This is a genomic window from Pseudomonas sp. 43NM1 (assembly GCF_002836905.1).
Classification (GTDB): Bacteria; Pseudomonadota; Gammaproteobacteria; order Pseudomonadales; family Pseudomonadaceae; genus Aquipseudomonas; species Aquipseudomonas prosekii.
On sequence record NZ_MKGS01000032.1, the window covers coordinates 1 to 11654 of the forward strand.

Annotated in this window: 9 protein-coding genes and 2 pseudogenes; 3 read left to right on the forward strand and 8 right to left on the reverse strand. The window is 58.8% G+C overall.

Annotation, left to right across the window (positions count from 1 at the left end; genetic code table 11):
* Both BI292_RS29440 and BI292_RS05300 read right to left on the reverse strand, forming a co-directional pair.
* Window positions 1-127, reverse strand: a pseudogene (locus BI292_RS29440) (methyl-accepting chemotaxis protein); the annotation flags it as partial.
* Between the two features lie 384 nt (window positions 128-511).
* Window positions 512-1591, reverse strand: a pseudogene (locus BI292_RS05300) (cache domain-containing protein); the annotation flags it as partial.
* Window positions 1592-2010: 419 nt separating this feature from the next.
* Here BI292_RS05300 and BI292_RS05310 point away from each other — a divergent pair.
* Window positions 2011-2526, forward strand: a complete 516-nt coding sequence (locus tag BI292_RS05310) for a hypothetical protein (RefSeq protein WP_101207225.1) — start codon at window positions 2011-2013, stop codon at window positions 2524-2526.
* Between the two features lie 3 nt (window positions 2527-2529).
* Here BI292_RS05310 and BI292_RS05315 read toward each other — a convergent pair whose 3' ends face one another.
* From BI292_RS05315 to BI292_RS05335, 5 genes are read right to left on the reverse strand one after another with little or no spacing between them, the layout of a single operon-like run.
* Window positions 2530-3456, reverse strand: a complete 927-nt coding sequence (locus BI292_RS05315) for a GNAT family N-acetyltransferase (protein WP_101207226.1) — start codon at window positions 3454-3456, stop codon at window positions 2530-2532.
* On the reverse strand, window positions 3453-4742 hold the full coding sequence (locus tag BI292_RS05320; protein ID WP_101207227.1) for an AMP-binding protein: 1290 nt from the start codon (window positions 4740-4742) through the stop codon (window positions 3453-3455). Before BI292_RS05320 ends, BI292_RS05315 begins: the two co-directional genes overlap by 4 nt.
* Before the next feature lie 58 nt (window positions 4743-4800).
* Window positions 4801-7209, reverse strand: a complete 2409-nt coding sequence (locus tag BI292_RS05325) for an aldehyde dehydrogenase family protein (protein ID WP_101207228.1) — start codon at window positions 7207-7209, stop codon at window positions 4801-4803.
* A gap of 1 nt (window position 7210) precedes the next feature.
* Complete coding sequence (locus tag BI292_RS05330; RefSeq protein ID WP_101207229.1) at window positions 7211-8341, reverse strand: acyl-protein synthase; 1131 nt, start codon at window positions 8339-8341, stop codon at window positions 7211-7213.
* Window positions 8342-8358: 17 nt separating this feature from the next.
* Window positions 8359-9579, reverse strand: a complete 1221-nt coding sequence (locus BI292_RS05335) for an MdfA family multidrug efflux MFS transporter (RefSeq protein WP_101207230.1) — start codon at window positions 9577-9579, stop codon at window positions 8359-8361.
* 568 nt (window positions 9580-10147) lie between these two features.
* Between BI292_RS05335 and BI292_RS05340 the strand changes: the two genes are divergently transcribed.
* Window positions 10148-10336: a hypothetical protein gene (locus BI292_RS05340; RefSeq protein ID WP_092280853.1), complete on the forward strand. Its 189-nt coding sequence runs from the start codon at window positions 10148-10150 to the stop codon at window positions 10334-10336.
* Here BI292_RS05340 and BI292_RS05345 read toward each other — a convergent pair.
* Window positions 10326-10736, reverse strand: a complete 411-nt coding sequence (locus BI292_RS05345; RefSeq protein ID WP_092280855.1) for a fe2+ zn2+ uptake regulation protein — start codon at window positions 10734-10736, stop codon at window positions 10326-10328. The genes BI292_RS05340 and BI292_RS05345 overlap by 11 nt on opposite strands.
* A gap of 303 nt (window positions 10737-11039) precedes the next feature.
* On the opposite strand from BI292_RS05345, the gene BI292_RS05350 reads away from it, so the two are divergent.
* A partial coding sequence (locus tag BI292_RS05350; protein WP_178076532.1) for a penicillin acylase family protein occupies window positions 11040-11654 on the forward strand: 615 nt, incomplete at its 3' end.

Consider the following 11654-nt stretch of genomic DNA (forward strand, 5'->3'; position numbering starts at 1 on the left):
CGACCACGGCAAACCCGCGTCCCTGTTCCCCGGCGCGCGCGGCTTCAATCGCCGCGTTGAGCGCCAGCAAGTTGGTTTGCCCGGCAATCGCGCCGATCACCCCGAGAATCTCGGTAATCCGTTGCGCGTCCTGCTGCATGCTTTCGACTTTATGCGTGGCGCTCGACACTTCATCGATCAACGCGACGACGCTGCTGGACGCCTCGCCCACCACCACTCGCGAGCGATCGGCGTGCTCGTTGGCGCGCTGAGTGAACGCAGCCGTTTCGGCGGCATTCTGCGCAACGCTGTCGGCGGTGGAGCTCATTTCGGTGATCGCGGTGACGGTCTGGTCGGTTTCCGAAGCGTGGCGGACGAGGATCTGGCTGGTGTGCGCCGAGGTCCGCTGCAAGTTGTCCAGGCTCGACGCCATGGCGCCGGTGGCTTGGGTCACTTCGCCGATCATGTTTTGCAGGTAAATGATGAAAGCGTTGACCGAGTGCCCGATGGCGCCGAGTTCGTCTTCAGCGCGAATGGTGATGCGTTTGGTCAGGTCGGCATCACCGGCAGACAATGCGTCGATATTGGTTTTGAGGATCTTCATCCGGTTGATCAACTGGCGGATCGCGTAGATCTGCAGCAACACCAACAGGATCACCATTGGAATCTGCAACAGCACCAAGGTGTTCATTACATCGTCACGTTGCGCGGTAATCAGCTTGGTCGGCAGGGCGGTGGCGAGGAACCACGGCGTGCCTTCGATCGGGCGCATGAAGAACGTGGCGGCTTCACCGTTGTTGTCGAATTCCACCCGTTGCGCCTGATCGCGGTTTTGCAGACCAGCCTTGACCTGACTGGCGAAAGGCAAGCTGGCGGCCAGCTCACTGACGTTTTTCAGGACAATCGGACCGTTGATGCGCGAACTGTTGCTGATGATCTTGCCGTCGGCTTCGACGATCAGCATCTCGGCGCCGAGGTCTTTTTCCTTGCGTGCGACCAGGTCGTTGAAGAAGCCCAGGGTCACATCGATGGTCGACACGCCGTAAGCCGCGCCGTTTTTCTGAATGGCCATCGCGCAGTTGGTGCGCGGTTCGGCGCTGGCGTCGTCCTTATAGGCGGCTGCCCACGCGCACTGGCCGCGCGGGGTTTGCATGCCGCCCTTGTACCAGGTCTGGTCGTAATAGTTGGGCGCAGCGTCGCTGTTCCAGAAGGTATTGACCGCCAGTTTGCCGGAGCTGTCGCGGTGCCAGAAGGTGCTGAATTTGTTCCGGCCGGCTTCACGCTGGCCGGGCAATGGCCAGATCCCGCCACCAAACACTTTCAATTCGCCGTACTGGTCAACCAGGCCGGGCAGCACTGTGTCGATGGCGGCACTGTCGAGCAGGGGAATGGTCTGGGTGATGCTGCGTTGCTGGGCTTGTACTTTGTTGAGTTCGCCCTGGATTTGCTCGGCGACCTCGGCAATGCGGTTGAGCGCCACTTGCTCTTCGGTGTGGCGCAACTTTGGCGCGACCAACTGGCTGATGCCGACCACCGTCAGCACGCAAAGCAGCAGGATGAACAGGACCAGAAACAGCGTGTAGCGAGCCTGAATGGTACGGAATGCGGGCATGGGAACTGGTCCTTGTGCGGCTTTCTTATTGTTGAGTTTCGGGATTTGGGAATGCGGCTGTCCAAGACTTATCGGCTCAGGTGCGGCGAGCTTTAGGTACGCGCGTACAGAAAAGAAACACAGGCGCAAAAAACTGGCGAAAATCGAGTATCGCCGTTGGTACAAAAGTGCCGACCGCGCGGAATATGACAATTGCCAAGTCGCCTATACCAAGATTAAAAATTTCATCTAGACCAATGAAACCGGGCGCTTGCCGATTTGTATCGAAAATGTACGTTAATTGTAAAAACCTGAAATATTTGTAGGAGCACAGTGATTTCGCGTCGATACTTCGCGGCATTCAACTCGCTTAAACAAGGATTTTTCATGTTCCCGTCGCAAGGACATTCACCGTTTGTTTCGCTGTCAGGAGTACGTTCATGACTATTGGATTGGTCGGCAACTGGACAGCCAAATCAGGCGTGCTGGTTCGCCAGGGCACGGCAAGTTCGAAACCGGTATCGCAAAGCGCGAAGGTGCGGGAAATCCTCACCGCGGTCGGCACCAACCCGATGCAACTCGACCGGGCGAAGATGGATTCCATCCAGTTGATCAAACAGGTCAAGGGCTTCGATCCGGCGAATATCTCGGTCAAGCAGCTCGGCAACATGAGTACCTACCTCAAGCAAAACGGCATCATCGGCGATGTCACCGCGCTGACGCTGCTGAATGCCGGCGACAAGTTTGACAAGTTCGGCATCCCCAATGACCCGGACGCGAAGTTCAACGCGCTGGAGTACTTCGCGACGCAACTGGACTCGATCCAGAACAACAACCTGAAGGGCAACAAGTACGCCAACTACTTGGTGCCTGAGTTCAAGAAAGCCATCTACGTGTTGCAGAACCTGCAGACTTACGGCGAAGGCACCGGCGCGGTGCTGAAGAAGAAGGAGTAACCGTCAGGCCGCTGAACGACCGACTTCGACAGTTCGTGGCTGCGGCAGGTTGTCTTGCAAGCGTTGCATATGCGGACAGTGCAGATCGAGGCGCCTGGCGTGGGCGCCGCGATGAAACAGGGCAAACCATTGACCCTGCCTCGGCGCCGGCAGCAGGCCGGTAAAGACAAACCGATTGGCGCTCAAACGCTCGAAATCCTCGGAAAAATTTGCTGACAATGCCACTTTGGCACTGATCAGCCACGCCGCGGGCAATTGCACCAGTTGATCTAGCAGGCGTTTGTCGAGGCGCTCGATGACGACATCGATCCTTTGATGATCCTGGGTCATGTGGAGTAAACGCGGCGCACAGGCTGACACGTCGCTGCCGCTGCCGAATAACCTGCTCAAATGCTCCATGAACCCCCGACAACTCTGCGGCCAAGCGATGTCTGGTAATGGCCAACTGCGCCCGTTGATTGGATGCACGCCGATCACGATGCTTTCCGCCGCCAGCGCGCCGTAAGGCGACGGCACGTGGTCCGGGAGCAGTCCGGTGCAGTGAAAGTCCAGTGTCTGGGCCATGCGCTGGGTGAATGGGTGATGCGTGACCTGCTTGATCAGCACGTACTGAGCGCAGAGCGAGCCGGCGTATTCGAGCAATTCGCGTCCCAGCCGCGTCGCAATATTCTGCCCGCGAGCTGCTGGATGCACGACGCTGAGGGCCAATTCAAAGCTGTCAGTGGGCAACTTGTCGCGGCATAACGCGGCGTGCCCGAGAATCTGCGAGCCTTCGACCGCCAACATTGATTGCCAGCGTCCGTCGAGGTTGTGCTGGGTAATCAGCTTCGGCAGATACACATCCGGTTGCACGTAACGATCGCCATAAACCAGCCTGAACAGTTGGCTGACGGCCATGGCATCGGCGGCGCGGTAAGGGCGGAAGATCATGCGCCTGCCTCTGTGACTTGCGCATACACGCGCAAATCCACAACACGCAGTTGCTTGCCGGAGCGGGGGTGCAGGCTGATGTCGCCGGTGGCGCAAGGCATCACCTGGAATTGCAGCAGGCCGTCGTGGCTCAAGGTTTTGATGGCGGGGTACTTGGCCACGAGTGCGTCGTGCAGGGCTCGGCTGATTGTCTCGATGGCGCGTGCGTCGTGGTCGGGCACCCAGTTCACGCGCAAATGGTCAATGCAGTCGATTTGCTCAAGGTGCAATTGCCATTGCTCACTGTCCGCGACGGTTTGAATGATCGCGTGAATCTCATCGGTCAACAGCGACATCACCCCCACCCGAACTCGCTGGCTCAAGGCGCTGCGTCCTCTCAGAGCAAACTTGCGTCGAGGCGTGGCGGTGGGCTCGACCCAGCAGGCGCGGTCGCCCACCGGATAACGCAGCAGTGGCATCAGCCGACGACTGAGGCTGGTCACCAGCAACAATCCCGTGCGGTTGCACGCTTCGATGACTTCACCGGAGTGCTCGTCGACTATTTCCAGCCGCGTGTGGTGATCGAAGACACGATGTTCGCCGAGCTCGCAGTCGCGGTCGCTGCTGCCGATCAATCCTGCGTCGACGCTGGCGTAGCCGATGGAGGCAACCCGCGCATTAGGGAAAACCCTGGCAAAAATGGCCAGTTGGCCGGGGAATACGCTTTCGCCGCCATACAGCAGTGTTTCCACTCCTTCCAGCACCTGTCCGCGCGCGGTCAGGTAAGCCGCGAACTTCAGCAGCTGCGCAGGAATGCCCGCCAGCACGTTGATGTTGTACTCGCCGATAGCCGCGGTGAGGCCCGGCAGATCAGCGTTACCGGTGAACGGGAACTCGCTGATCGGCAGCTCGACGTGGGCCAATGAGTCATGGATGAACAGAAAACTCGCGGCCAGATCTCCGGTAAAAAACAGATTGGCGACTCGGTCACCCGTGTTCAATTGCGCAGACAAACTTTGACCAAAAGGTCTCACCAATGCCTGCCATTCATCGCGTGTGTAAACCGCCAGTTTGCCTTTGCTTGTAGTGCCGCCGGTTTTGAACAGCAGCGCACCCTCGACCGGCGCGGTCAGAACCGGCCAGTGCGCGAGGTCATCACTGCCGCTCCAATATTCATTTGGATCGATCATGGGAACTTGCTCAAGTGCCAAACTTTGCGACCGCAAGTGTGCGAGATGCTTGTTGTAAAAATGCGAATGCTCACGGGTGTGGCGCATTAATTGCTCAAGCGAAAAAAGTTCGTTCATTGAAGTTTCTCGTTCCGGTTCAAGCTTCCTGCCAAACGGTTTAAGGGATGTTGAATAATTATTGTTGCAGGCGTCTATCGATAACTAAGGGGGTTTTGCCGCTGTGGCTGTTTCTTGTGAAGTTGCTGGTGGCACAAGTTTCAACTTGCAGGGTTAACAGGCCCGCCGTAACAGCCGCAGCCAAGGCGCTGTCACGTAGCAACTGTTCGCGAAGTTGTTCAGGGTCGGCATCGGCGCGCACCATCAGCCGTTCCACGCCATCAGGCGCATGATCGAGCACGATCTGCACCGGTACCCCCGCGTAGCGCGCCAGTTGTGAAGGGGAAATGAATTCGGTGCCAATCCGCAGCCACTGGCCGTGACGCTCCAGCAGTTCGAAACGCGGCGAACTCAATCCGCAGGGGCAGCTTCCTGGTATCCAGCGGCCGGTGTCGCCGACTTCGTAGCGGCGAACGGTCTGGCTATGGCGGGCGCGCGAGGTGAACAGTAATCGGCCAATTTCCTGGCCCTGCACAGGCACATCCTGCTCAAGATCAACGATTTCCAGATGCTGGGTAGCGCTCAGCAGATGGAACACGCCATCGGCTGTTGCCGCGCAGGCGTGACCCAACGGGCCGGCATCGACCGAGCCGTAGATCGCCGAGCGAATCGTCTTTACGCCACAGCTTTGCATCAATTGGCGGCTGGCCAACCCCGGATGCTCGCCGCCAAGGAAAACCTTGCGAATGCCCGCGTACGCTCGCAGCGTCGTCTGCTCATCGAGGAACAGTCGATGCAAGGTGCTCGGCATACCAATCAACACGCTGACCCGTTGCTGCACGATCAGCCGGGCGATTTCGCGGAAGTCATCGTCATGCGGGGCGCCCATCGGAAACTGCGTCGCGCCAAGTTGCTCGAGAATGCTCGAAAAACTGGAAAAACCGCCATAGAGACTGCCGCTGAAAAACAGGTTCATGACCCGGTCGTGCGCTGGGTCCAACCCGGCCGCAAACAGTCCGTCAGCCGCTGCACGCATCTGCTGATCGAAGTCGCGGTAGGTGAAACCGGCCAGCGCCGGCGTGCCACTGCTGCCCCCCGAGCGGAAATACAACTGTGCAGACGGGTCGATGGGCTGGGCCTGGAACGCTGTTTTGTCCATGGTCGCGAGGTCTGTGGTGTCAGCCGCCGCCGGTAGTGCGTCGAGATTTGCATGGCTCGCCAGCACATCGGCAGGCAGGCTGACCGACAAGCGCCGGCTCAGACGCGCCAGCGCATACACGCCGTCATGCGGCTCACCGGCATAACCTTCGTGGATTGATGACGCCGGGGTGATGCGGGTAACGCCAGCATTGACCAACCTGCGAACCAGCGCGGGGATGTGGACCGGTGAGCAGATCAGTGCGCAGCTTTGCAGGACCGTACGCCACGGCAGCAGCGCCTCAGCCATCAGCTGTTGTGGCACCGGCCTGAGCAACAACGAGCGAAACAGCGGCGAGGGCGCGAGCGTGCGATGGTGTTCCCAGATCACTCGCCATCCCGCCTCACTCCAGACTTCCCCGGTTTGCCCGGCAAAACACTGTTCGAGGCGAGTCATGGCGCAGCGTGTGGTGATTTCCGACGCTTCCTGGTCTGTAGGTTTCAACGCTGGCCAATGCGTACTGCGGCGGGCGAAAGCCTCAGCCAGCCGCGAACCCATGTCACGCAGCACCGCCGGTTCATCGCTGTCCACCAGCACCCATTGCGGGCTGGAGCAGGCTTGTTGATCCAGCCGACACACTTCGTCGATCAAGGCATCCAGCGCCTCCGGTTGCGCAGCGTCGGGTGTCAGGTACGCGAAGCTGATTCGGTGCCCCCAATCGATCCAGCGACAACCGGCCGGCAACTGCTGACGGATTGCCTTGAGCGCCGTTTCGCCACCCCATGCGGCCACAGCATCGGCGCGAGTGAACAGGCGCCCGATGTCCGCGGTTGCCACTGGCAGCACCGCGATGAATTCGCCGAGCCGGCCACTGTTATCGCAGTCGCCAAGTGCCTGCAGCAGGCGTGCGGTCAGGCCGTTGTCGCTGGAGCTGGGGCGCAGCCAGTTAATGTTGCCGGCCAGCAGGCTCTCCAATACTGCGCAGAGTGCGAGCATCGGCGCGTTACCTGGGGTGATATGCACCACCAGCCCCAGCGGATGCCAACTTTCGAAGTGCGAATGGATGTAGCTGAAACGCCGCAGAGAGCGCGGCTGGACGCCAAGTTCGCGCTCCAGTTTGGCGTTCAGGGCGTCCGGTTGGCAGAAGTCGATCAGGCCCAGGCGTTGATCCTCTTCCAGTCCGAGGTCGAGTTCGCCCGCCTGCAACTGCCGGGCAAAGTGTGCGGCAGCGGTGATGACAATGTCGCTGTCGAGCGCTGTCATCAATAGGCGAGGCAGTGCGTCTTGCAGAGATTTCAGGGCGCTATCGAGAGACAGATCGCCCTGTAAATTGCCGTTGATCAAAAACATCTCAAGCTCTCCCTAACAGATCAGCAGCGGCCATCGCACAGCTGCGGCCGGCGCTGGTGCTGGCGCGGCCGTGCAATTCGAACCAATCGGTGAGCAGGCCGCAGCCGCAGGCGTCGCCAGGGTGCAACGTCGCCAGATCGCTCATGACCACGGAGTGGGCCGGGCTTGAGGAAATGTAGGGTGATACAAAGTTGAGCAAGCCACTTTGGCCATACGGTTGAACGCTGAAATCAGATGGATTGCGCGCGAAAACCTTCGAGTAAACCGGGACATGAAAATGATGATGGGCGCATTCGATATAGGGCACGGCGTGCTCGACCGCGCCGTAGCCATCGCGGCAGCGTCCCGGCTCGACGCCTAATTGCTTGGCGATACGTTCGTAGAGGCGAGCCTGGGGGATCTCCAGCGCCGACTGGGTTTTCCAGCCGCCGCCCAGAAACACCAACGACCCGGCGGGCAATTTGAGCGGGGCAATGCCCATCGCTTCCATGCGTTGCAGTACCTGCCAGAGAAACGCCGGAAAACCAAAGATGCGCACGGGCAGGTCTTGTTCGGCGAATTCCTGCAACGCGCGAATAACCCCGAAAGCGTCGAATTCGTGACCACTGCCGGTGCGGCGCAATGCGTAGGCCAACTGGTTCACCGGCGCATAACGGCAGAGGAATTGATCGGTGTAGGAAGTGCCGAGGCGGTTGTCAGCTTCAGGTTCGTAGCTCAGCAGCAGGTAGTTGCATGGCGTGTCCGGCGTCTCCCAGCCGTAGTGCTGAAAAATCCGCGTGACCATCGCTTGGGCTGCGTCGATGCTGCGCGCGTCATAACGCATGCGGCTTTTCTGTCCGCTGGTGCCGGAGGAGGTCAGCTCCAGCGCGTCCTCGCCGGTCGGGCTCAGCAACAGATGCTGTTTGAAGAAGTTGGCAAAGATCGGCGGCAGGCGCGCCCAGTCATCCAGTTGTTCCAGCTCCGTTGAGTCGAGGCCGTTAGTGTTCAGCCACTGTTCATAGGCGGGAGTGTGGTGGCAGTGAAACTGGCTGACTTCGGCCATTGCTCGATCAAACAGCCCCGCGGGTACCGCGTCGAGGTCGTAAGGTTGGGTCAGCGCACACAGCGCGTCGGTGAAGGGTAGGTGAGTCATCAGAAATCCTCGCGAGGTCAGACGGCGGCCGCGACGCGGCACCGCTGCAGGAAAAAGTGCAACGGCACCAGGCACGCCAGCCCGGCGATGGCGGCAAGGCAGGCGAATGACTCAAGGCTGCTACCGCCGCCCAGCGCTGCGATCACCGAGCCTGCAATGCCCATGATCGTGATGGAAATCATCCCGATCATGGCCGACACCAGGCCTTTACTGTCCTTGCTGGAATCCAGTGCCAACCGATACAGCACGGCATTACTCATGCCCAGACCGACGCCATACAGCGTCAGGCAACCGATCAGCCATTCAATCGAGGCGCCATAAGTGCTGATAACCAGCAGCGCGATCAGCCCGGCACACAGGGGCCAGAGCGCATAGCGAATCAGTTGGGTGAGGCCGGTGCCAGCGATCATTCGGTCCAGCAGCAGGTTGCCGAGGATCACGCCGCTGAAAACCGGGATCTGCCAGAGTCCGTATTGCAACGTCGACAGACCTTCACCTTCGATCAACAGCAGCGGGGACAGGCCAATCCACGCGATCAGCGGCAGGCTCATCAACCCCAAGGCGATCGACGACAGCACGAATGCCCGGTTGCGCAGCAGTATGCTGTAGCGACGCAACGTCCCGCGCAGGTCGAAGGGGGTAATGGATTTGGACGATGCCGGGATGCGCGGCATGAACCCGTAAAAACCCAGCCAGACCGCCAACGCGGCAATCCCCAGGATCAGAAACAGTTCGCGCCACGAGAGGAACTGCAACAACAGGCTGCCCAGCAGCGGACCCAGTAGGGGTGAAAGCAGGGCGATGTTGCCCAGCCACGCCATGATCCGCACCGCATCGGCTTCGCAGAACAGATCCTGCAATGCCGGATAACTGACCGCGATGACAAACCCCAGGCCCATGCCCTGTATCAGTCGCAGGATGTTGAACGCTTCAATCCCCTGCACCCGATACGTTGCCAGGCACGCCAGCGCAAACAGTGCGCTGCCGACCAGCAGCAGTGGTCGACGGCCGTAGTGATCGGACAATGGCCCCACCAGCCATTGCAAAAGAACACCGCCGATCAAATAAAGGGTGAAGGCATAGGGAACATGCTTTGCGCTGGCCTGAAGTTCATCGGTAACGGTCAGCATGGCGGGCATTATCAAATCGCTCGCCATATAGGTCAGTAGTTCGAATGCCGCGATAAACAGGCAGATACCGAACAACTGAACGCTGTGAATGTTTTTTGATGTTTGCATGAGTTCCAGTCGATACGAAGATTAGGGAGGAGCACTCCTGTCGCTCGGTATCGAGGTTAATCATGCGGCGCCATTGTCCCTAGCCAGAACATCTGACTTAAAGTTTCAAGGGGTTGCGGTATGTTGCGGATGTGCAAATGAATGAAAGTTGCACAGACACCGTTATCAGACTATTTGATAAAGCCTTGTAAGAAAAATGCCCGCGACAGTGCGGGCATTAGTTATGGGTAAATCAAGATGATGGATTTTTCTTACAAGTGATTGTGCCAATTCATTCAGCGATGTTGGTAATACCCCGGCCCGCCACGATCGTAGTGGTGGTCACCGTGTCCGCCGCCGTGGGGAAGAATGATACAGCCGCTCAATGAAAGCAGAGCGATCAGGGGAATCAGCAGTGTGATTCGACGGAGCATTTCGAAGTCCTCATGGTTATTGCCGCAATGAAGCCAAATCTCTTCATCGTCTGTAACATGAGACTTCGTTTGCCATCGTTTATCCCCGGCCGAAGGTAGGGGCTTGGCATGCAAACGGATACAAATCAGTACATTTCTACGCTCAGGAATTCGCAATGACCCAGTCGCAACGTTTGAAATACTCGATTCTGATCTCCCTGGTGGTTCTGGCGATCATGTTCGGCCTGTCGTATCTGCAGAACGAAGGGATCATCAGCGAGAAAATGTTCCAGTACATCGCCATTGGCGTCGCCGTGATCGTGGTCGTCGTCAATGGCGTGATGCGCCGCAAGGTCAAGCCTTGAGCGACGCATCCGAACCTGGTTCGCTGTGCAGAATCGCAATAGCCTGCGGATGCAGGCTGTAGCTCTTGTCCGGGTGCAGGGTGATGACGCCCTCGCTGCACAGCCGCTTCAATACCTCGCGCACACTCAGGAAGGACAGCGGAATATCCAGATCGAGCAAGTGCGTGTGCACGCCGCGCACACCCAGTTTGCGTTCGCTATCTGCCGCGCTCAGCAGCGCGTCGATGACTTTCAGGCGAATCAGGCTGGTCCTCAGACCAAAGCTCTTTAACAGGATTCTGATCCGTTCGTTTGCGTGCCGTTCGGCCTTCGGTTCGAAGAGTTCGGCGTCTGTGCCGTGGCTCATGGAAACGTTTTTCGACGCACGGCTACCGTCCGTTGGCAGTTGCGAGTTGTACATGCAAAAACTCCTTTTCAGAGCCTGATCAGGAAAAGTGAAGGTGCTCTCAATCTATAAGACGGATGAGCTCGGCAAATCATGAAGATTTTGATGTAGAAAATTTGTCGCAATCTTGTGAGTGCTGTGTGAGAGCACGTGAAAACGGGCGTGATGGCTAAATATCCTGTCATTCATTTCGTTCCTACTGCCAGGCACATTCCGTGTACAACACGGGCTGTGATTTTCCCAGGCTGGGTCCGACGCGCTGCGCGCCATCTGATCGTGAACCCACCCTGGTGTCCTTTTTGCAGATCAGGAGCGAGCGTGATTATTAACAGGCAGTTAACCCGGCTGAGCCTTGCAGGTGCGTTGGTAGCGTTGAGTCTGATGGCCTGCGCGCGCAGTCAGCCCGAGGCCGCGGGCGTCGATATTCGGCGCACCAGCTTCGGCGTGCCGCACATTCGCGCCGACGACGAGCGCGGCCTCGGTTACGGCATCGGTTATGCCTACGCGCAAGACAACCTGTGCCTGATGGCCAATGAAATCGTGACCGTCAACGGCGAGCGCTCGCGCTATTTCGGCCCTGATCAATTGACCCTCGAAGAACGTCCGAACCTGGCCAGCGACGTGTTCTTCAATTGGCTGAACACGCCAGACGCAGTCGCCGGTTTCTGGAAAGCACAAACCCCGCAGGTGCGCGATCTGGTTGACGGCTACGTCGCCGGTTACAACCGTTCGCTGGCCGAGCGTCAGGCGCAGGGTTTGCCGGCGCAATGTCAGGGCGACTGGGTACGTCCGATTGCCGCCGAAGACCTGGTAAAAATCACTCGTCGTCTACTGGTCGAGGGTGGCGTCGGGCAGTTCGCCGAAGCGCTCGCCGGGGCCACACCGCCGGCTGCGGTCGCTGCTGTGGCGACCCCGGCTCAGTCATTCCAGGTG